Raw genomic sequence first — 20,628 nt, 5'->3', positions numbered from 1 at the left:
GGGAGCGGGCCACGGCGAACGGGGAACGGAGGGCTGCCGCAGCGACGCAGCTTTTCGTTTTGCCCCGTGCTCTGTTCCCCGCTCCCTGTTCCCGGCGCGCTTCGCGCGCCCATGGCTTCACCCTGCTCGAAATGCTTGCGGTGATTCTGCTGATCGGTATCGCGGCGGCGGCGGTTTCCGTCTCCGTGTCGCAGGGATTGGCCAGTGCGCGCGTCAACGCCGCTAGCGGCGAACTGGCTGCCGCGCTGCGCGCCACGCGCGCGCAGGCGATCGTGCGTGGGCAGGAGCAAGTGTTTGACGTGGACACGCGCAAGAACACCTATCGCGGCAGCGATCAGCGCGACGTGCGCTTACCGCAGGGCATGCGCCTGAGCATCACCAGCGCCAAGGAAGATCAGCCCAACGCCACCACCGGGCGCATCCGTTTCTTTCCCGATGGCAGCTCCACCGGCGGGCATATCACGCTGCAGCGCGAACAGCGGCGCTGGCAGGTCAATGTGTCTTGGCTCACCGGCGCCGTGAGCGTGGTGGTGTCGTGAATCCCCGACAGGCTGCGCGAGCCAGGGGCTTCAGCTTGCTGGAGGTCATCGCCGCGATCCTGTTGCTGGCGATCACTTTTACGGCATTAATGCAGGTCGCGGGCGGTTCCATCGGCCTCACTAACAACGCTGCCGATTACAGCCGCGCCGCGATGTGGGCGCGTAGTGTGCTCGACACCGCGGACGTCATGGCGCCATTGCGTCCCGGTCACAGCGAAGGGCGCTTCGATGAGCAATACCGCTGGCGCCTCAGTGTCACGCCGTGGCGTCCCGCCGACGCCAGCCAGCAACCCTCGCCGCTGCAAATGGTAAAGCTCGACCTCGACGTGCTGTGGGGTAAAGGCAGTCGCGAACGCTCTGCGCATTTCAGTACTTTGCGGCTGATCGGGCAGAACAGCGGTAACCCGCCGGTGGTGACGCCGTGAACGGCGAGCGCGGCTTTAGCCTGCTTGAAGTGCTGGGCGCACTCGCGCTGATGGCGCTGCTGCTGCTTGGCGTTTACTCCGGTGTGCGCACGGCGACGCACAGTGTTCGCTCCGGCACGGCATCGGTCGAACAGCTCGACAAGCTGCGTTCCACCCAGCAATTCATGCGGCAGGAGCTGGCGCAGATCCAGGCGGTGCCGTTCGGGCGCGACGGCAATGGTGACAATCTTTATTTCAGCGGCGATGCGCAGACCATGCGTTTTGTCGCGCCCTTGCCCGGCTATCTCGGCAAGCTGGGGCCGCAATTGCAGGAATGGAAGATCGTCTCCAACGGCAAGGGTGGTTCGCAGCTGGAGGCAAGCTTCGCGCTGCTGCCGCCGGATGGCAGTCCGCCGCATGCATTGAGCGAGCCGGAAGTTTTGCTCGATAACGTGCGCGAAGGTCACTTCAGCTATCGCACGCCGGATACGCAGGAACAGCTCGGCACCTGGCAGGGCAAGTGGCAAGACGAACGCCTGCTGCCGCGCGTGGTGCGGGTTGAACTGAAACTGGATGGCCGGCAGGAGTGGCCGCGTCTGGATGCGCCGCTGCGCATCGATCCCACCGCCGCGCTCGGTCAGCAGATGGATCTGCTGCAAGGCATCCGCCGCCCGCAGGTGGTGCGATGAAGCGCAGCTTGCATCGGGCTGGCACGCACGCCCAGCGCGGCGTGGCACTGCTGGTGGTGCTGTGGGCCTGCACCTTGCTGGCCATCCTGCTCGGCGGCTACGCCACGCTTGCGCGCACCGAAGGCATGCAGGCGCGTTACCAGTTCGCGCAGGTGCGCGCGCACTACGCCGCGGAGGCGGGTGTGATGCGCGCGATCTATGCGATGCAGGATCCGTCCATCCGCAACCGCTGGATACCGGACGGACGCAACTACGATTTCCAGTACGACGACGCCAAAGTGAAGCTGGCTGTGGTCGACGAAAGCGGCAAGGTCGACATCAACGCGGCTTCGCCGGATGTGCTGCAGGCGTTTTTCCGCGCCGCCGGCCTCAACGACAACGCCGCCAACGAGCTGGCCAAGCAAGTGGTGAACTGGCGCAGTTTCGGCCGTGGGCCGGACGATCTGAACCGGGCTGCGGCCGCCTATACCTCGGCCGGGCGCGACTATGCTCCGCGCCATGCACCGTTCGCCAGCATCCAGGAACTGCAAATGGTGCTGGGTATGGACCCTGCCATCTATCGCAAGATCGCGCCGCAGGTCACTCTGTGGTCGGGCCGCAACGCGCCAGACCCGACCTTTGCGCCGCCGCTGGCGCTGCAGGCGATCCCCGGCATGACGCCGGAACAGGCAAACGCGCTGTATGCCGCAAGACAACAACGACAAGGGCCGACAGGCCTAGGCGGGAGTCAGGGAGTGACGCATAGTATTCGTTCGGAGGCGACATTGCCGGATGGCACGCGTGCGATTTTGCGCGCCACGGTACGTCTGCAAGGGGCCAGGGCGGGGGCACAGCCCTACGCGGTGCTTCGCTGGCAGGAGGGAGACGGGGAATGACCATGACGAGCTCGCTGCGACCGCAGCTCGAACGCGTACGCCGCGCATGGCGCGCTTCGCCGTTGCCGCGATTCTTTGCGTGGTGGGGTGGCGAGCTCGCCTTCCTGGTGCCCACGCGCTGGCATGCCCTGTTTGGCGGCGGTGCCGCGTGGCATTTACTGGAACGCGCCGGCGATGACTGGCGGCTGCGCCGCGCCGGCTCGCACGACACGCTGGCGCAATGGCCGGACAGCCTCGACGCAGCCAGTCAGCAGGTAGCGCTGGCCGATGGTCTGCGCGGGGTGGATCGTGAGGACTTGCGTCTGGCGCTGTGCCTGCCGGCGAGTGCCGTGCTGCGGCGCCCGCTGATGTTGCCGGCGGCGGCGCGCGACACCTTGCAGCAAGTGGGCGCGTTCGAGATGGATCGGCAAACGCCGTTCCGTGCCGAGCAGGTGCGCTACGACATCCGCGAACTCGACGCGCCCGCACCCGCCGGCCGTCTCGCTGCGGAACTGGTGGCGGTGCCGCGCACCACACTCGATCCTTTGCTGGCGCGCCTGGGCCAACTCGGCATCGCGGTGGATGCAGTGGACCTGGGTGTGGACGGTGGCCGCCTCGGCGTCAACCTGCTGCCGGCGGAACTCGCGCCGCGCCGCACGCATCCGCGGCAACGCTTGAACCTGGCACTGGCGGCGGCGTGCGTACTGCTGCTGGCGCTGGTGCTCGGCCAGTGGCTGCACAATCGCGAAAGCGCGCTGGCGCAAATGCAGACCCAGGTCGAAACCATGCGTGCCGAAGCGCAGGAAGTCGGCGGCTTGCGCCAGCAATTGCAGGACAACGCCGGCGCGGCCGGTTTCCTGGCCGCGCGCAAGAAGAGCACGGTTTCCGCACTGGCCGTATTGCAGGACATCACGCAGCGCCTGCCCATCACCGCCTGGCTCGAACGTCTCAGCATCGACAACGCGGGGCAGGTGGGTTTTCAGGGGCAGAGTCCGCAGGCCGCGCGACTGGTCGATGCGCTGAAAGACTCCACCGTCATCAGCAATCCCAATTTCCAGGGCACCATCCAGGCGGACCCGTCGACCGGCAAGGAGCGTTTCTACATGGTGGCGCAGATGCGCAAGCCGACAGCCGCCAAGGCCGCTCCCGCCGTGCCGGCGAGCAATGGGGGCAAGCCGTGAAGCTGGTCGCGCTGAAGCCGCGCGAATCACGCATCGCGGCGATCCTGTTGCTGTTGCTGGCACTGGTGATCACGTATTTCGTGCTGCTGCATTGGTGGTTCGTCTCGCCATTGCTCAATGTCCGCTCGCAGATGGCCGACCTGCGCGACACGCAGGCGCGCTTTGCTTCCGCCATCGCGGAAAAGCCGGCGCTGCAGCAACGCATCGCCACGCTCGGCCAGGGCCAGGCGGCGAGTAATGCATTCCTTCCCGAAGACGATCCGAACGCCGCGGCCGCTGGTCTGATGCAGCGCGTGGTGGACGTAGTGGCGGCGCATCCCGATGGCGGCAGCTGCGAAGTCAGTCAGAAGATGCCGGTACCCAATCCGCCTGCCGCCGATGGCGAGCCCTATCGCAAAGTGGCGGTGAGTATCAGCCTGCGCTGCGATATGCAGCCGCTGGCAGCGGTGATGCAACAACTGGAGCAGGGTACGCCGTACTTGTTCATCGATGACCTCAGCGTCTATCGCAATCCGGTCGCCGCACAGCAAGCCAGCGCACCGCCGCTGGAAGTGCAGTTCACCCTGAGCGGCTACGTGCGCCAGTCGCGCGGTGCCGCACCGGCTGCCGCCGCACCCGCGGGAGATGCCTCTTGAACGCCGCCGCGCAACGTCGACTGACGCCCGTGCTGGCCGGCGTAGCGATCGCATTGGCCGCGCTGCTGATGGTGTTACTCGCCGGTGTAGGTCGTGGTGTGCACTGGGATCCCTCGCGCCCCACGCCGCCGCTGCCGGACACCCGCGAAGGCAGCAACCTGCCGGTCCCGGTACCGCTCGCGCAGTTCGCTACGGTGTGGCAGCAGCCTGTGTTCAATCCCGATCGCAAGCCAGCGACGCGATCGGCCAAGGGTGGTGCCAGCCTGGGCGAGATGCAGCTCACCGGCATCATCCTTACGCCCGCGTTGCATATGGCCCTGCTGCATACGCGCGGCAGCGACAGCGATGTGCGTGTACGCGAAGGCAGTAGCCTGCCGGACGGCAGCTGGAAGCTGGTGGAACTGAAATCGCGCTCAGCGATCTTCGAGTCCTCCAGCGGCCGTACCGAACTGGAGCTACCCGCCGGCGCGCCGATCGACGCGCCGAAGAGCGACGCGCAGGCGCAGGCACCAAATCCGAATCAGGGCAGCGCCATGCCCGGACCCATCACCGTGCCCGCGGGCGCGATACAGCGTGTGGGTCCGGCGGGCAGCAATCCCGCCATACGCATGCCATTGAAACCCGGTGGCGAAGGCACGCCGCCGCCCAACGCCGACAGCAACGCGCCGCGTCCGCAGCAGGACGACGGCGCGCTGCAGGCCGAGCGTATCCGCCAGCTCAAAGCCGCCATCCAGAAGCGTCGCGCCGAACAGGCCGCCGGCACCCCCGAAGGAGCACACTGATCCATGTCCCGTCATCTCACCAAGCCGACGTTCCGCTACGGCACCCTCGCGCTGGCGCTCTGGATGGCCGGTTGCTCCACGCTGCCGGCACCACACGATGACGGAGCGCTGCAGCGCGAAGCCATGGCGGGGACGGAGAAGCCCGCGCCGGAGCCGCAGCCGCTCAACGGCGGGATCAATGCGCCCTCGGATACCCTGTCCCAGCCGCAGATCAGCCAAGGCAGCGGGACTTTCATTCATCCCTCCGCACTGGCCACGCCGCGCGCACCGGCGACCGGCGACGGCGCCGTGACCTTCAACTTCGAAAACCAGCCGGTGCAGGCCGTGGTGAAGGCGATCCTCGGCGACCTGCTCAAGCAGAACTACACCATCGCACCGGGCGTGCAGGGCAACATCTCCTTCGCCACCGCGGAGCCGGTGGATTCCAGCCAGGCCATGCCGATTCTGGAGACGCTGCTGTCGTGGACCGGCAATGCGCTGGTTAAGCGCAACGGCGGCTACGTGGTGATGCAGGCGAAGGAAGCCGTGGCCGGCAACCTCGTGCCGAGCCTAGGCGCTTCCGCGCCGCAGGAAGGTATGCAGGCGCGCCTGTTCCCGCTGCGTTACATCTCGGCTACCGAGATGCAGAAACTGATCAAGCCGTTCGCGCGGCCGGAGTCGATCCTGCTGGTCGACCCTTCGCGCAACGTGATCGTGCTGGCCGGCTCGCCGCAGGAATTGGCCAACTACCAGCGCACCGTCAGCACCTTCGACGTGGACTGGCTGCGCGGCATGTCGGTCGGCGTATTCAATCTGCAGCACGCCGGTGTCGCCGAGCTGATGCCCAAGCTCGACAGCATGTTCGGCGCCAAGGGCGATACGCCGCTGGCCGGCATGTTCCGTTTCATTCCGATCGAGCGCACCAACGCGCTGGTGGTAATCAGCACCCAGCCCAACTACCTGCAGGAAGTGGGGCAGTGGATCGAGAAGATCGATCGCGGCGGCGGCAACGAGCCGCAGTTGTTCGTGTATGACGTGCGCAACATCAAGGCGTCCGATCTGGCGCAATACCTGGGGCAGATTTACGCGAGCGGCAACGGCGGCAGCAACGCAGGTGCCAAGGTGGGGCCCGGTTTGAATTCCGGCACCCTGGGCAACGCCGACAATGCCTATGGTTCGGGTAGCGGCATGGGCAGTACGGCCGGCAGCTTCGGCAGCAGCACCACCGGTGGAATCGGTGGTGGAATCGGCGGCGGCATCGGTGGCAACTCGGGTCTCAATTCCGGCATCAACAGCGGCGCGGGCTTCGGTAACGGCACCGACAAGAGCAGCGGTTTCGGCGGCCCGGGCACCAGTATCGGCAGCACCTTTGGCTCCAATCCGAGTAGTGGTGGCGGTGCGCAAAGTCCGCAGCAGTTCGTCTCCGAAGACGGCAGCGTGCGCATCAGTTCGGTGGATGCCAACAACCAGTTGCTGGTACGCGCGCGTCCTTCGCAGTGGGCGGAGATCGAGTCGGCCATCCATCGCCTGGACAACACGCCGCTGCAGGTGCAGATCGAGACACGCATCCTGGAAGTAAAGCTGACGGGGGCGTTCCAGTTTGGTGTGCAGTGGTATCTGGAGGGGTTGCGCAACCTCAACCAGACGACAGACGCCAATGGCAACACCACTTACACACCGGTCGATACCTTCCGTCATCGGGCAATCGGCCTGGGCGGCGGTGGCAACAAGTTCAATGGCGAGCCGTTCTTCTATTCGTTCATGAACAGCAATATGCAGGTCGCCGTGCGTGCGCTGGAGACCAATGGCAACACCAAGACGCTGTCGGCACCATCGCTGGTGGTGTTGAACAATCAGGTCGCGCAGATCCAGGTCGGCGATCAGGTGCCGATCAACCAGACCAGCGTCAATCCCGGTGTCGGCACCGCGACCTACAACCAGGTCAACTACCTCAACACGGGCGTGATCCTCAACGTGCAGCCCCGCGTCAATCCGGGTGGACTGGTGTACCTCAGCGTCCAGCAGCAGGTGAGTCAGCCGAACTACCCCAGCGGTCAAACCAATCCCACCATCTCACAGCGTTCGATGGGCACACAGGTAGCTGTGCAGAGCGGGCAGACGGTGCTGCTCGGTGGTCTGATCCAGCAACAGAACACCGATGGCGACTCGGGCATTCCCGGACTGAATCGCGTACCGATACTCGGGCGCCTGTTTGGTACCACCAGCAAAAACCGAACGCGCACCGAGCTGATCGTGCTGATCACGCCCAAGGTGATCAGCAGCAGCGAGGAAGCCAAGCAGATTACCGACGAGTATCAGCAGAAGTTCGAGTCGCTGAAGCCGTTGCACGAAGGTATGGTGCCGCCTGCTCCAGCTCCAGCTCCGGCGCGCACATCGAAGGTCACGACCACGCCGATCAAGTGAGTCCCGCTGCGCTCCGCCGCCGACTGGCGGCGGAGCGCAGCTTTCGTTTAGAGGCAACAGCCGGCCCGGTATCATCGCCACGATGAATACCGCCGCCCCTTCCTTCCCCATCACCCCGTTGTTGCCGGATATCTGCGCCGCGCTTTCGGCGCAGCCCCGCCTGGTGCTCGAAGCGCCACCCGGCGCTGGCAAGACCACCCAAGTCCCGCTGGCACTGCTCGATCAACCCTGGTTGGGCACTGACAAAATCCTGATGCTTGAACCTCGGCGCATTGCCGCGCGCGCGGCAGCGCAATTCATGTCGCGCCAGTTGGGTGAAGAGGTCGGGCAGACCGTTGGCTATCGCATCCGCTTCGAGTCGAAGGTGAGTGCGGCGACGCGGATCGAGGTAGTGACGGAGGGCATTCTCACGCGCTTGATCCAGGATGACCCCGAACTCACCGGCATTGGCGCGATCCTGTTCGATGAGTTCCACGAGCGGCATCTCGCCGGCGATCTCGGCGCGGCGCTGGCGCTGGATGTGCAGGCGACGTTGCGGCCCGAACTGCGCATTGTGGTGATGTCGGCCACGCTGGATGGTGAGCGCATCGCCCAATGGCTGGATGCGCCGCGCATCAGCAGCCCAGGGCGCAGCTTTCCGGTGCGCGTCGAGTATCCGCCGGCGCGCACGCAGGAGAACGTGGAGCATCAGCTTGCCCGCATCGCCCGACAAGCGCTGGAGGAAAATGGTGGCGACGTGCTCGCCTTCCTGCCAGGACGGCGCGAGATCGCGCGCACCGAGGCGGTGCTGGCTCAGACGCTGCAAGATGATCATGTGGAAGTCGTCGCGTTGCATGGCGAACTGTCGCTGGCCGAGCAGCAGGCGGCCTTGAATCCTGCCGAGCCGGGCATGCGACGCATCGTGCTCGCCACCAATGTCGCCGAGTCGAGCGTGACCTTGCCAGGGATTCGCGCGGTGGTGGATAGCGGCCTAGCGCGCGAGCCGCGTTTCGATCCCAACTCCGGTTTTACGCGGCTGGAAACGGTGAATATTTCACAGGCCTCCGCCGATCAGCGTGCGGGTCGCGCGGGTCGCGTCGCGGAAGGCACGGCGTATCGCCTGTGGCCGCAAAGCAAGCGATTGGACGCAGCGCGTACAGCGGAGATCACGCAGGCCGAGCTGTCGGGGCTGGCGCTGGAACTGGCGGCCTGGGGCATCACCGCGGATAGCCGCAACGATCTGCCGTGGCTGGACACGCCGCCCAGCGGCGCGCTGGCGCAGGCACGCGAGTTGCTGATGGTGCTGGGTGCGCTCGATGCCGGTGGGCGCATCACCGCGCTCGGCCGCCGCATGCTGGAACTCGGCGCCACCCCGCGTCTCGGCGCAGCGGCCTTGCGTGCACCGCCGGAGCTGCATGCGTTGGTGGCCGATCTGCTCGCCTTGATGGAGGCGCGCTCGCCACTGCGTGGCGAGCAGGCGCGCAGCGACGATTTCCGCGCGCGCGTTACGGCGCTGCATGCATGGCGCGATCGCCGTACTGCTGGTGCGCGCGGCGGTGCCGACGCAGGTGCGCTGGCGGTGATCGAGCAGGCCAGCAAAGGCTGGCGCCGCCGTCTGGACGTGCGCACTGCGGCAAGTGGTGTGCCGGATAGTCATGCCGTGGGCGATCTGCTGTTGCATGCCTATCCCGATCGCGTGGCGCGCCGCGATGACAACAATCCGCTGCGCTACACGCTGGCGAATGGCCGCGGCGCACGTCTGCACGAAAGCACGGCCTTGCTTGGCGAGCCGTGGCTGGTCGCGCTGGATTTGCGCTTCGAGGCGCGCGATAGCCTGATCCTCGCTGCGGCACCGCTTGATTCGAGAGTCCTTGAGCGCGACTACGCCATGCAATTCCGGCGCGAACGCACGCTGCGCTGGAATGACGAACGCAACGCCGTCGAAGCTTTCGAAGAGCAGCGCTACGCCGCCATCGTGCTGTCGCGCCGCAGCGTGCCGGTGCAGCCTGAAGATGCCTTGCCCGCACTGCTCGCGGCGGTGCGCGCGAAGGGACTGGACGTGCTGCCGTGGAGCGAGAACGCGCGCCGCCTGCGTGCGCGCATGCAGGCGCTGCGCGCGTGGATGCCGGAACTGGGGCTGCCCGATATCTCCGACGAAGTCTTGCTGGATTCGCTCGAAGCGTGGCTCGCGCCTTACCTCAACGGTAAACGGCGACTGGATGCCTTGAGTGCCGAAGAGCTCTCGCAGGCACTGGCCGCACTGTTCGACTACGAGCAGCGCCGTTTGCTCGACGCGCAGGTACCCGAGAGCATCACGGTGCCCAGTGGCATGGCACGCCGCATCGAATATGTGGCGGGCGAGCCGCCGGTGCTCGCGGTGAAGTTACAGGAGCTATTCGGCCTGGCCGACACGCCGCGTGTGGGTGGCGGGCGTTTTCCGGTAACGCTGCATCTGCTCTCGCCGGCCGGCCGCCCGATCCAGGTGACGCAGGACCTCAAAGGTTTCTGGGAGCGCACCTATCCCGAGGTGAAGAAGGAATTGAAGGGCCGCTACCCGCGGCACCCATGGCCCGATGATCCGTGGAGTGCGACGCCCACGCATCGCGCGAAGCCCCGCGGCACGTAACGTCTCGAAGGACCTGTAAGAGCGCACCCCCGGATCAAGTCCGGAGCAGGCTCTGTGCGCGAAAAACCTACGAAGCGAGAACTCCGCAGCGTCTGTCGCCCACAGAGTGGGCTCCTACGCGTTGCTGCTGGGTAGCAGTGACTTGCCGCTTTCCAGCACCGCAATCGCCGCCGCACCCAGCAGGCCAGGCTCCGGATGCATCATCGCCACCGTCGGTACCTGCTGCATGGTTTCCTTGAAGCGACCCTTGGACTCGAACCGTTCGCGGAAGCCGCCGTGCTGCAGCCACGGCAGCAGGATCGGCAGCACGCCGCCAGTGAGGAATACGCCGTCCCAGCCGCCAAGGCTCAGCACCAGATCGCCAGCCACGCTGCCGAAGATGCCGGCCAACGTTTCCACCGTGCGCACGCACAGCTTGTCAGTGCCTTCGACCGCGCGCGCGGTGATGTCTTCCGGCGTGAATTCCTCGGCCGGCAGGCCTTCGATATCGGCCAGTGCGAGATAGAGATTCACGATGCCGTTGCCGCAGATCATGCGCTCGTTGGACACGCGGCCGAAGCGCGCGTTGAGGCGGTGCAGGATCTCTACATCCTCAGCGGTATGCGCAGCGAAGCCGGCGTGGCCGCCCTCGGTTTCCAGCACGGTCCAGCGGCCGTCGCGCAGCAGCAAGCCAGCAACGCCGAGGCCGGTACCGGGGCCCATCACCACGAAGGTCTGCGTCTGGTGCTCACCGGTGTTGGGCAGCTTCTGCGGGCCCACCGCCTGCAACTGTTCGTGACGCAGCAGCGGCACGGCCATGCCTTGCGCGGCGAAGTCGTTGACCAGGCGTACCGAGGTCAGCCCCAGCGCGTCTTGCAAACCATGCGCCGAGACCAGCCACGGATTGTTGGTCACCTTCACCGTTTCGCCGTCGACGATGCGGCCCGCGGCGGCAATCACCGCGCGCGAGGCCGACAGGCCGGTATCGGCAAAGTACTGGCGGATGGTGTCCGCCATCGAAGGAAAGTTGCTGACCCGGTAGCGCTTCACGCTGTCCAGCAGTAGCGGCGAAGCGAGCGAAGGATCGGCAAGGGCGAAGCGGACATTGGTGCCGCCAAGGTCGGCGAGCAGGGTCGTAGCGGCGCTAGAGGTAGAGCTCATGAACAATCCTGGCAACGGGTCACGCAAGCCTGCCGGTGGGGGGACTTATTCGTCCAGCACCGTACCGTTGCTCTCGATGACCTTGGCATAGAGTTTCGCCGTCGCCTTGGGCGTGCGCTTCTGCGTGGCGAAATCCACATGGTACAGGCCAAAGCGCTTGGAGAAACCCAGTGACCATTCCAGATTGTCCATCAGCGACCAGGCGTAGTAGCCCTTGAGGTTCACGCCGGCCTCGATGGCCTTGTGCAGCGCCCTGAGATGCTTGCGCAAGTAGTTGGTGCGCAAGGGGTCGTCGAGTACATCGCCTTCGGCCACCGGCGGATCGTAGAAGGCCGAGCCGTTCTCGGTGATGTACAGCGGGATGTCGCCGTAGCGCTCCTTGAACCAGGTGAGGGTGTCGGTCAGGCCCTGCTCGAACACTTCCCAACCGGTCTCGGTGTAGGTCTTGTTGGGCTGGCGCACCGGCGAGGCCTTCAGCGGGTACTGCGCCGGGTCGTTCTTCACCACGGCGCGGGTGTAGTAGTTGATACCGACGAAGTCGACCTTCTGCTGGGTCAGCTTGAAGTCGTCCGCGGGGAAATCCGGCCACGCGTCACCGAAGATTTCTTTCAGTTCGGGCGGGTAGCTGCCGAGCAGCGCCGGGTCCGCGAACTGCTCGTTCATGTAGGCATGCGCGCGGCGGGTGGCGGCCAGGTCTTCCGGACTCTGTGAGTGCGGGTACTTGGGCTCGATGTTGAACACCACGCCGATCTGATGTTTGCCGTGCGCGCGGTACGCCTGGATGCCGGCGCCGCTGGCGCGCATCAGGTTGTGCGCGGCGATGGGCGCCTCGTACTTGCTACGGTGGCCGGGGGCCAGCGCGCCGTGCAGATAGCCGCCGTCCGTCACCACCCACGGTTCGTTGAGGGTGGCCCAGCGCTGCACGCGGCCGTCCAGCGCCTTGAACATCACCTCGGCGTATTCGGCGAACCAGTGCGCACTGTCACGGTTGAGCCAGCCGCCGCGGTCGTCCAGCGCCGCCGGCATGTCCCAGTGGAACAGGGTGGCGTTCGGCGCGATGCCGTTCTCCAGTAGCTCATCGACCAAGCGCCTGTAGAAATCCAGACCCTTCTGGTTGATGCGGCCGGTGCCCTCGGGCAGCACGCGTGCCCACGCGATGCTGAAACGGTAGCCGTGCAGGCCCAGCGCCTTCATCAGCTGCACGTCGCCCTGGTAGCGGTTGTAGTGGTCGCAGGCGATGTCGCCGGTGTCGCCGCCCACCATCATCCCCGGCGTATGCGCGAAACGTTCCCAGATGCTGGGGCCGGCCCCATCGGCCAGCGGCGAGCCTTCGATCTGGTAGGCGGAGGTGGCAGCACCCCAAAGAAAGCCTTCGGGAAAACGGTAGCTACGAGTCATGGCGGGAATCTCGATATGCCGCATCGCGGCTTGATGTAAACGTTTACATTGGAGAATATCCGAATGTTTCCCGCTTGTGCAGCCCGGTTGGTCACAAGCTGGCCCCACCCCCGCCGATGTGGTTCGATCCCGCCGGCCCCAGGAGAGAAATCCGCATGGCCCAGGTCCGCCTCGACAAACTGCGCAAGGTCTACCCGAACGGTCACGTAGGCGTGGCCGAGGCCAGTTTCGAAATTGCCGACGGCGAACTGCTGGTGCTGGTGGGGCCGTCCGGCTGCGGCAAGACCACCCTGCTGCGGATGATCGCGGGGCTGGAATCGATCAGCGGCGGCACGCTGTCCATCGGCGATCGCGTAGTGAACGACGTGGCGCCGAAGGATCGCGACATCGCCATGGTGTTCCAGAACTACGCGCTGTATCCGCACATGACGGTGGCCGAGAACCTCGGCTTCGGCTTGAAGCTGCGCGGCCAGGCCAAGGAGCAGATCGAACGTCGCGTGGCCGAGGCGGCGAAAATGTTGGAGCTCGACCAGCGGCTGGATTCAAGGCCCGCCGCGCTGTCCGGCGGCCAGCGCCAGCGCGTGGCGCTTGGGCGCGCGCTGGTGCGCGACCCCAAGGTGTTCCTGCTCGACGAGCCACTGTCCAACCTCGATGCCAAGCTGCGTCTGTCGATGCGCGTGGAGATCGCGCGCATCCACCAGCGCCTGAAAGCCACCATGGTCTATGTCACCCACGACCAGATCGAAGCGATGACCCTGGGCCAGCGCATCGTGGTGCTCAACGGCGGCGTGATCCAGCAGATCGACACGCCGATGAACCTGTACGACAAGCCTGCGAATCTCTTCGTAGCCGGCTTCCTCGGCAGCCCGGCGATGAACCTGCTGCGCGGCACCCTGCATGTGGATGGCGGCTGGAAACTCGCTACGGCACAGGGTGTGCTGACGCTCGGCGAACTGCCGCAGAGTGAGGCACTGGAAGCGTGGCGCGATCGCGAGATCGTGATGGGTGTGAGGCCGGAGGATTTGCTCGCGCGGGCGGACGTCGGCAGTGCCGTGCTCAGTGCCGAACTGGAAGTGGTCGAGCCGGTAGGCAACGAGATCTTCCTCAACCTGCGTCACGGCGATCAGGCGCTGGTATCGCGTACGGCATCGCGCCATTTACCGGCGGCGGGCAGCACGCTGCATTTTGACTTTGTGCCGGAGCGGCTGCATTTCTTCGATGCGGAGAAGGGGACGCGCATCGTCGCTTAGAGCTAGCTCAATATTTCCTGAGCATCGCTGTGAGTCGCACACTTCGACGAACGTGGTCAAACCGTCCAGTCTCGCCTGATGCTTTGGTTTCCTGACCAATAACACCACTGCTTATTTGCCAAGCATGACCATCTCTGGCGGCACCTCGTCTGACGAGCAGACGTGTTGCTCCTGGAGAATTCTTGCGGATATTGCAAATTGTGGGAGGGAGGCGAGGGAGGCTATGGTCGGTCAAGCGATGGCTCGCTGCACCTCACGTCGCGAGCCATTGCTTCCAAACCAAGCAAATGCCAGGAGATGCGTCATCGCGGCCAACTCAAAGTGCATCAGAACGGCGTAGGCAGGTTTGGCTTGGTGTTTGCAGTTAGGAACAGCGATTGATCAAGGAGCTATCCGTAAAAAAACAAACTGTTTTCACCTCTCTGTTGGCAATATCCTCCCTCGCCATCCCTTCTTTAACTTTGAGCGAAACGCCAGCCTCAAAGGCTCCCGCCACCAGCTCGTACAACCAGAAAACCATAGTCTTTAGTCCAGGAGCAACTGGCTATGAGGCATGGAAGACTTGGATCGACGCGCAGAATCAAAAGAACCCCACCCTGAGGCGCGGCGATGGGACCACCGCAGTCGGTCCTGTCGGACAGATAACAGTTAATTCTGGGATAGAGGCTTCCACAAGCATCGATCAAGTTTCGGCACTATCAGTTCCCCCTGACAATGGCCCTCCCACTCCTCTCCCTACGACAGGTAGTCCGGGACAGAAGCTCACCATCAAAAATCAAACAGAAACCCTCTATCAGCAGTGGACATTTGTTTGGGTGGCTGGTGACGCTGGTTTTGGCGGTTGGGATCAACAAGGCTATTTCGCGAATACCTGCGCACCAAAACCTGGAATGACTGGAGTCTTATGTGCTCCGTCGATAAATTGAGCGCGATAATCCAATCAAGGAAGCAATGGCGCTCGGAGGCGCCATTGCTTCCTTGGGCGCGCTGAACACCCCTTTGTGCTGACGCCCTCTCGCCGATCGGGCAAGTGTGAAATACGACGTGAGCAGGCGGAACTCGCGCAGTGACAGGTAGAGATCGCCATCGCCATCGTCACGCGGCGGGCTGCAACGCCTTCAAGGCCTGAAGCATCGCCTGTCCATTCGGCGTACCGAGTCCGGTGCAGGCATCCCAGCCCGGGCCCGCCTGATACGCGCCGTTGTCGCCCTCCGTGATATCGCGGAACGCGCCGCCATTCACCTGGTACAGCGCTGCATGCGCATCGCCTAGCGGCGCGCCGAGGGATTGGTTGAAACACGCCACGAGCGCCGCCCACAACGGTGCTACCGCACTGGTCCCGCCGATCACTTGGTCCTGGCCATCCACGCGCACCTGATAGCCGGTCATCGGATCGGCGTTGCCGGCGACATCCGGCACGCCGCGGCCGACGAAACCGCCGGGCGCGGTCGGCACACCGGCATTCTGCTGAAACGCGGGCCGCGCATAGTCCATGCTGACGCCGCCGCCGGTGGCGCCCTCGTTGGTTGCGGTTTCATTCCACACCGTTTCACTGGCGATGGTGGTGCCGCTGGCGTCGAGGCGGGTGCCGCCGCAGCCGAGCGTGTAGACGCTGGAGGCGGGGTAATCCACATGCGGCTGTCCATCCGTTTCGCCATCGCCTGAACCGCTGTCGCCGCTGGCCGCGGTGATGGTGACGCCGAGTGCGGCGGCATCCTGTAAGGCCGTCTCCATCGCGGCAAGGGTGGAGGCGCTCCAGCTGTCTTCCGGGCCGCCCCAGCTGATCGAGATCACCGAAGGGTTGTGCGTGGTGTCGTGCGCCGCCTGCGAGATGGCTTCGTAGAAACCTTGGTCGGTGTTCGGTGCGAAATAGATGACGATGTTTGCGCCGGGCGCCAGTGCGCCGATCACTTCGGCATCCAGCATCACCTCCGCATCGGCAGCGCCCGTGGTGCTCTTGCCGCCGGCTACCGAGACGATGGTGACCGAGGGTGTCTTCGTGACGCCGAGTGTTTTGAAGTACTGCGTGAAATCAGTCTGGTTGAACGCGCCGCCCAGCTCGATTACTGCAATGGTCTGGCCCGTGCCGTCGGCACCATTGGGAAATTGGTAAAGCTGGCCGACCTGCATGGGCGTGTAAGTGGTGCCAGGCTGAGCCATGGGGCGCAGGAAATGCGGGCGCGCCACCGGACGATGATCGAGGCCCAGCACGGCGATGACAGAAGAGGAAATGGCGCCAGATAGCGCGGGTGGATGACGACAACCCATCACGGTGTCGCCGGAAGGCAGCAGCTGGTACCGCCCCAGTTCGACGCCGAAGGCCCGCTGCATCGCCTGCGGCGTGCCACGCAGATGCATGACGCGGCGGCAGGTATTGCAGCCGGTTTCCTGCAGTCCGTGTTGGCGGGCAAAGCCGCGCAGCTCGTCGACTTCTTGCGTGTCGGCGCCGTAGGCGCTGTCGAAGTCCTTGCGTTGCACGGCTGCCGCATGCGGCCACACCGCTGCCTGCGGGTGGGCGCCTTTGCGGCGCATGACCAGGGTGACATCGATCGGGCTCGTATCTTCGTGCGGTCCGAGGTAGCGCGATTCGGTGGCCAGCGGCCAATGCGTGCGCCGGATGAAATGAGTGCCTGCGCTCATGGTGCGCTCCTTCTGCAAGGGGCTGCAGGCTGCACCGTCCGACGTTTCGAGAACGTGTTGAGCGCGCTAAGCGTTTGCCAACGCCGCGGCAAAGTGACCGGGCACGCGGCGCCACGCCGGTGTGGCGCTAAAATGCCGGTTATTGCCCCGAGAGAATCCGCCATGAGCTTCCCTGCCATCCGCATGCGCCGCATGCGTCGCGATGCCTTCTCCCGCGCACTGATGCGCGAACATACCCTGTTGGCGAGCGACCTGATCATGGTCGCGTTCGTGATCGAGGGCGAAGGGCAGCGCGAGCCGGTGCCGTCGATGCCGGGGGTGGATCGGCTTTCCGTCGATGAGCTGCTGAAGCTGGCCGGCGAATGCGTGCGTCTGGGCATTCCGGCGCTGGCGTTGTTCCCGTCGCCCGGTGCGTCGGTGAAGACCGAGGATGCGCGCGAAGCGTGGAATCCGGATGGCCTGATGCAGCGCGCCACCCGTGCATTGAAGGCGAAGTATCCCGAGCTGGGCCTGATCGGCGACGTGGCGCTGGACCCGTACACCACGCACGGCCAGGACGGCCTGATCGACGAACACGGTTACGTGATGAACGAACCCACTGTCGAAGCGCTGATCAAGATGTCGCTGGCGCAGGCCGAGGCCGGCATGGATTTCGTGGCGCCGTCGGACATGATGGACGGCCGCATCGGCTCGATCCGCGATGCGCTGGAAGAGGCCGGCTATATCCACACGCGCATCCTGGCTTATTCCGCCAAATATGCCTCCGCGTTCTATGGCCCGTTCCGCGATGCGGTGGGCTCGGCGGCGAATCTCGGCAAGGGCAACAAGCACACCTATCAGATGGATGTGGGTAACAGCGACGAAGCCTTGCGAGAGGTGGAGCTGGATATCACCGAGGGTGCGGATGCGGTGATGGTGAAGCCGGGGATGCCGTATCTGGATGTGTTGCGACGGGTGAAGGATGCGTTCGGGATGCCGACGTTTGTGTATCAGGTGAGTGGTGAATACGCGATGTTGAAGGCGGCTTCGCAGAATGGGTGGTTGGATGAGCGGGCGGTGGTGTTGGAGTCGTTGACGGCGTTCAAGCGGGCGGGGGCGGATGCGATTCTTACTTACTACGCGGTGGATGCTGCGCGCTGGTTGCGCGGGGAGTAAGTACGCGCTTTTCTTCCTCTCCCGTCGGGAGAGGGCGGGGTGAGAGTCTGGCCCTTGCGATATCTCTTCCTACTTCGTCATTCCGGCGCAGGCCGGAATCCAGTGGCGTTGTCGCTCGGTTGTTGCGTCTGCGTGTTCTGGCTCGCCTGCCGCGGGCTTTCGTCCTCCTGCCGGAGGCCGAGTCACTTTTCTTTGCTTGCCCACGCAGCCGCAGGAGCGGCTGCGAACAGCGCAGCTGGCCCGAAGGGCGGAGGGCATGGATGCCCGGAGTAAAGAAAAGTAACCAAAAGAAAAGTAACCAAAAGAAAAGGCACCCCTCTTGCGCGCCCTCCGGCTACGCCTGCGGGTCCGTGAGGCTTGGCCGGGCTTTTCGACACGACGTCCCTGTCGTGTCGAAAAGGGATCGGCATCCATGCCGATCCCCCTGCGGGCCTTTTCGTCCAACCCTCACCGCTCCACAGGGGACCCGTGCACGGCTCGCTTCGCATCGCCCTGCAAGAGCAGAAAAGCCGTGCTCCCTCTCCCCTCCGGGGAGAGGGTTGGGGTGAGGGGTGGGTGCTCGGCATAGCGTTGCTACTTGCTGGGTTGATGCACCTGCACGCATCAGTCAATCACTCACACGTACTGCGCAATCCCATTCCCAAACGACCAGTTCTCTTTTGCCGTCTCAAGCAGATTGATGAAGAGATCTTCCGGCCTCAGCCCCGGCTCTTCCGCAAGCACTTCCGCCATGCGTTTGTAGAACGCCTGTTTCTGTTCGACGGTGCGGGTGTTGTTGCAGGCGATCTGCACGATCACGAGCTTGTCGCTGCGTGAGATGCCGAGGTAGTTGGGGTCGTAGTCGAATTCGTCGGGGTCGTGTTGGTTGATGAGGATGAAGCGGTCGTTTTCAGGGACGTTGAAGGTTTCGCGCATGGCGCGGTAGATGCCGTTGCGCAGCGCGGCGAGGTATTGCGGGGACTGGCCGCGGCGGAGGGCGATGCGAACGAGTGGCATGGAAGAGGACTCCTAGGGTGTGAGTTCAGCGAGTGTGCGCTGGGGCAGGGAGACGTGGCCGACGTCGTAGAGCTGGCGATGGTCGCGTGCCAGTTCGGCGCGCAGTTCGCCCCACAGGCGAAAGCGGATCAGGTTCCACTGGGTGGGTTCGAAGGCGCTGACGGCGGCGAGTGCGCCGTCAGCGATGTCGTTTTGCGCGAGCTGGCGTTCCTGTTCGCGCAGTTCATCGAGATCGGTATAGGGCGGGATCGCGACGATGTCGCGCGAGGCGCAGATGGCCTGGGTGGCATCGGGCGAAACGTGGGCATGCCATACCGACCACATTTGTATGGTGGGCCAGCCGAAGGCCTGGGTGAGGCCGGCGAAGCCGCTGCTGCCGAGGAAAGCGTTCATGCCGTCGCTGTGGTTCCACAGATAGAACGGGGCATACAGGTTGTGCCGGGTGCTCAGTCTGCCGCCGCGCCGGTCGGCGCTGAGGTAGGCCTTGAAGCCAAGGCCGGGGAAGTGGTCGAGTAGATGGCCTTTGTCCGCGATGCGCTGGCGGATGACCGCCATGTCGTAGTCGGCGGGCAGGACGAAGCTGTATTGCATGGCGAGCATGGGGAAGCCCTTTCGCGGCATTGACGAGGCGTACCGTAGCGCGGCAATGTTGTCCTGAAAATCGGGAAATATGGGATTGATAATCCATTAATTTGGGATGGTCATGACACGGCGGATTCATTTCGACCTTGACGTACTGCGCAGCTTCGCGCTCGGCGTGGAGCTGGGCAGTTTCGCCAAGGCGGCCGATCGGCTTGGCCGCTCCACCTCGGCGGTGAGCGCGCAGTTGAAGAAGCTGGAGGAGCAGGCGGGTACGCCGCTCTTGCGCCGGCAGGGCCGCGGCATGGCGCTGACCGACGCGGGCGAAACCATGCTGGGTTATGCGCGCCGCCTGCTCGAACTCAATGACGAAGCCGCGGCCGCGATTCACGGTGCGGAACTCGAAGGCTGGATACGGCTGGGTCTGCAGGAGGATTTCGGCGAGTCGTTGTTGCCGGATGTGCTCGGCCGTTTCGCACGCGCGCATCCCAAGGTGCGCATCGAGGCGCGCATTGCGCGCAATGCGGAATTACTCGATCGGGTGACCACTGGTCGGCTCGATCTGGCGCTGGCATGGGATGCGGGCGTCGCTACTCCGTATGTCGAGTGTCTCGGCGAGACGCCGATGTGCTGGATCGGTGCGGCGGATGGTGAGCCTGGCTGGTCGCGCGATAGCGGTGAACCGTTGCCGCTGGTTTCGCTGGATGCGCCATGCCTGATGCGGACGGCGGCGACGGCGGCGCTGGATCGCGCGGGGGTGCCTTGGCGGATTGCGTTTACCAGTGCGAGCCTTGCCGGGATATGGGCGGCGGTGGCGGCGGGGTTGGGGGTGGCGTTGCGGACGCGGGTGGGGTTGCCGGGGGCGGTGCGGGTGTTGGAGGTGGGGGAGGTGGGGCTTCCTGTGATGCCGGTGCTTGGGCTTTGTTTGCATCGGGCGGAGGCGGAGTTGGCGCCTGCGGTGGCGCGGTTGGAAAGTATTTTGAGGCAGCGGTTGGACGGGTTTCCTTTGCACGGTTGAGCGGTGCTGGCGATAATCCAGTGGCGTTGTCGCCTGGTTGTCGCGACCGGGTTCGCCTGCGGCGGGCTTTCGTCCTCCTGCCGGAGGCCGAGTCACTTTTCTTTGCTTGCCCAAAGAAAAGTAACCAAAAGAAAAGGCACCCCTCTTACGCGCCCTCCGGCTACGCCTGCGGGTCCGTGAGGGTTGGCCGGGCTTTTCGACACGACGTCCCTGTCGTGTCGAAAAGGAACCGGCATCCATGCCGGTTCCCCTGCGGGCCTTTTCGTCCAACCCTCACCACTCCACAGGGGACCCGTTACGGGCTCGCTTCGCATCGCCTTTTAGAGCCGTGCTCCCTCTCCCCTCCGGAGAGAGGGTTGG

General features: G+C 64.7%; 18 protein-coding genes. 13 read left to right on the top strand and 5 right to left on the bottom strand.

Annotation, left to right across the window (positions count from 1 at the left end; translation table 11 throughout):
• Nucleotides 1-59 precede the first annotated feature (59 nt).
• The 9 genes from BM338_RS03930 (at nt 60) to hrpB (ending at nt 10,092) form a co-directional block, all read left to right on the top strand.
• Nucleotides 60-539 carry a GspH/FimT family pseudopilin gene (locus BM338_RS03930; RefSeq protein WP_255367181.1) on the top strand — a complete coding sequence of 160 codons (480 nt, stop codon included), beginning with the start codon at nt 60-62 and terminating at the stop codon, nt 537-539.
• Nucleotides 536-964, top strand: a complete 429-nt coding sequence (locus BM338_RS03925; protein ID WP_090449508.1) for a type IV pilus modification PilV family protein — start codon at nt 536-538, stop codon at nt 962-964. Before BM338_RS03930 ends, BM338_RS03925 begins: the two co-directional genes overlap by 4 nt.
• Complete coding sequence (locus tag BM338_RS03920) at nt 961-1,632, top strand: prepilin-type N-terminal cleavage/methylation domain-containing protein (RefSeq protein WP_090449507.1); 672 nt, start codon at nt 961-963, stop codon at nt 1,630-1,632. The genes BM338_RS03925 and BM338_RS03920 overlap by 4 nt, the downstream gene beginning before the upstream one ends.
• Entirely contained in the window at nt 1,629-2,507 is an 879-nt protein-coding gene (locus BM338_RS03915; protein ID WP_090449506.1) for a type II secretion system minor pseudopilin, read from the top strand. Before BM338_RS03920 ends, BM338_RS03915 begins: the two co-directional genes overlap by 4 nt.
• Complete coding sequence (locus BM338_RS03910; protein WP_090449505.1) at nt 2,504-3,667, top strand: PilN domain-containing protein; 1,164 nt, start codon at nt 2,504-2,506, stop codon at nt 3,665-3,667. The genes BM338_RS03915 and BM338_RS03910 overlap by 4 nt, the downstream gene beginning before the upstream one ends.
• Nucleotides 3,664-4,302: a type II secretion system protein GspM gene (gene gspM, locus BM338_RS03905; protein WP_090449504.1), complete on the top strand. Its 639-nt coding sequence runs from the start codon at nt 3,664-3,666 to the stop codon at nt 4,300-4,302. Before BM338_RS03910 ends, gspM begins: the two co-directional genes overlap by 4 nt.
• Nucleotides 4,299-5,084 (top strand): hypothetical protein, encoded by a 786-nt coding sequence (locus BM338_RS03900; protein ID WP_090449503.1) that lies wholly within the window; start codon nt 4,299-4,301, stop codon nt 5,082-5,084. Before gspM ends, BM338_RS03900 begins: the two co-directional genes overlap by 4 nt.
• 3 nt (nt 5,085-5,087) lie before the next feature.
• The gene (gene gspD, locus BM338_RS03895; RefSeq protein WP_090449502.1) at nt 5,088-7,487 is read left to right on the top strand and encodes a type II secretion system secretin GspD; all 2,400 of its coding nucleotides are present in this window, start codon (nt 5,088-5,090) and stop codon (nt 7,485-7,487) included.
• 82 nt (nt 7,488-7,569) lie between these two features.
• Nucleotides 7,570-10,092: an ATP-dependent helicase HrpB gene (gene hrpB, locus BM338_RS03890; RefSeq protein ID WP_090449501.1), complete on the top strand. Its 2,523-nt coding sequence runs from the start codon at nt 7,570-7,572 to the stop codon at nt 10,090-10,092.
• A gap of 114 nt (nt 10,093-10,206) precedes the next feature.
• Here hrpB and glk read toward each other — a convergent pair whose 3' ends face one another.
• Together glk and BM338_RS03880 are read right to left on the bottom strand one after the other, a co-directional pair.
• Nucleotides 10,207-11,232, bottom strand: coding sequence for a glucokinase (gene glk, locus BM338_RS03885; protein ID WP_090449500.1), 1,026 nt, complete (start codon nt 11,230-11,232; stop codon nt 10,207-10,209).
• Between the two features lie 45 nt (nt 11,233-11,277).
• Complete coding sequence (locus BM338_RS03880; RefSeq protein ID WP_090450101.1) at nt 11,278-12,630, bottom strand: GH1 family beta-glucosidase; 1,353 nt, start codon at nt 12,628-12,630, stop codon at nt 11,278-11,280.
• Nucleotides 12,631-12,785: 155 nt separating this feature from the next.
• Between BM338_RS03880 and ugpC the strand changes: the two genes are divergently transcribed.
• Entirely contained in the window at nt 12,786-13,880 is a 1,095-nt protein-coding gene (gene ugpC, locus BM338_RS03875; RefSeq protein ID WP_090449499.1) for an ABC transporter ATP-binding protein, read from the top strand.
• Between the two features lie 377 nt (nt 13,881-14,257).
• Nucleotides 14,258-14,806 carry a hypothetical protein gene (locus tag BM338_RS21305; RefSeq protein ID WP_143109235.1) on the top strand — a complete coding sequence of 183 codons (549 nt, stop codon included), beginning with the start codon at nt 14,258-14,260 and terminating at the stop codon, nt 14,804-14,806.
• Nucleotides 14,807-14,975: 169 nt separating this feature from the next.
• On the opposite strand, the gene BM338_RS03870 is transcribed toward BM338_RS21305, so the two are convergent.
• Nucleotides 14,976-16,520: a S53 family peptidase gene (locus tag BM338_RS03870; RefSeq protein WP_090449498.1), complete on the bottom strand. Its 1,545-nt coding sequence runs from the start codon at nt 16,518-16,520 to the stop codon at nt 14,976-14,978.
• 162 nt (nt 16,521-16,682) lie between these two features.
• Here BM338_RS03870 and hemB point away from each other — a divergent pair, with 162 nt between their 5' ends.
• A complete protein-coding gene (hemB, locus tag BM338_RS03865) occupies nt 16,683-17,675 on the top strand; it encodes a porphobilinogen synthase (RefSeq protein ID WP_090449497.1) in 993 nt (330 codons plus the stop codon).
• Between the two features lie 615 nt (nt 17,676-18,290).
• Here hemB and BM338_RS03860 read toward each other — a convergent pair.
• On the bottom strand, nt 18,291-18,671 hold the full coding sequence (locus tag BM338_RS03860) for a tautomerase family protein (protein ID WP_090449496.1): 381 nt from the start codon (nt 18,669-18,671) through the stop codon (nt 18,291-18,293).
• A 12-nt stretch (nt 18,672-18,683) separates the two neighbouring features.
• Nucleotides 18,684-19,271, bottom strand: coding sequence for a DUF4865 family protein (locus tag BM338_RS03855; protein ID WP_090449495.1), 588 nt, complete (start codon nt 19,269-19,271; stop codon nt 18,684-18,686).
• A gap of 103 nt (nt 19,272-19,374) precedes the next feature.
• Here BM338_RS03855 and BM338_RS03850 point away from each other — a divergent pair, with 103 nt between their 5' ends.
• On the top strand, nt 19,375-20,268 hold the full coding sequence (locus tag BM338_RS03850; RefSeq protein WP_090450100.1) for a LysR substrate-binding domain-containing protein: 894 nt from the start codon (nt 19,375-19,377) through the stop codon (nt 20,266-20,268).
• The last annotated feature ends 360 nt before the right edge of the window (nt 20,269-20,628 follow it).

This window comes from Dyella sp. OK004 (assembly GCF_900114495.1).
Lineage (GTDB): Bacteria > Pseudomonadota > Gammaproteobacteria > Xanthomonadales > Rhodanobacteraceae > Dyella_D.
Note: the sequence above shows the minus strand (reverse complement) of the source record. Positions and strands in the feature narration are given on the sequence as shown.

Coding starts and splice junctions, on each gene's coding strand:
- BM338_RS03880 (WP_090450101.1), bottom strand. CDS start 12,630: ATGACTCGTAGCTACCGTTTTCCCGAAGGCTTTCTTTGGGGTGCTGCC.
- ugpC (WP_090449499.1), top strand. CDS start 12,786: ATGGCCCAGGTCCGCCTCGACAAACTGCGCAAGGTCTACCCGAACGGT.
- BM338_RS03850 (WP_090450100.1), top strand. CDS start 19,375: ATGACACGGCGGATTCATTTCGACCTTGACGTACTGCGCAGCTTCGCG.
- BM338_RS03910 (WP_090449505.1), top strand. CDS start 2,504: ATGACCATGACGAGCTCGCTGCGACCGCAGCTCGAACGCGTACGCCGC.
- BM338_RS03855 (WP_090449495.1), bottom strand. CDS start 19,271: ATGCTCGCCATGCAATACAGCTTCGTCCTGCCCGCCGACTACGACATG.
- glk (WP_090449500.1), bottom strand. CDS start 11,232: ATGAGCTCTACCTCTAGCGCCGCTACGACCCTGCTCGCCGACCTTGGC.
- hrpB (WP_090449501.1), top strand. CDS start 7,570: ATGAATACCGCCGCCCCTTCCTTCCCCATCACCCCGTTGTTGCCGGAT.
- gspD (WP_090449502.1), top strand. CDS start 5,088: ATGTCCCGTCATCTCACCAAGCCGACGTTCCGCTACGGCACCCTCGCG.
- hemB (WP_090449497.1), top strand. CDS start 16,683: ATGAGCTTCCCTGCCATCCGCATGCGCCGCATGCGTCGCGATGCCTTC.
- BM338_RS03915 (WP_090449506.1), top strand. CDS start 1,629: ATGAAGCGCAGCTTGCATCGGGCTGGCACGCACGCCCAGCGCGGCGTG.
- BM338_RS03870 (WP_090449498.1), bottom strand. CDS start 16,520: ATGAGCGCAGGCACTCATTTCATCCGGCGCACGCATTGGCCGCTGGCC.
- BM338_RS03860 (WP_090449496.1), bottom strand. CDS start 18,671: ATGCCACTCGTTCGCATCGCCCTCCGCCGCGGCCAGTCCCCGCAATAC.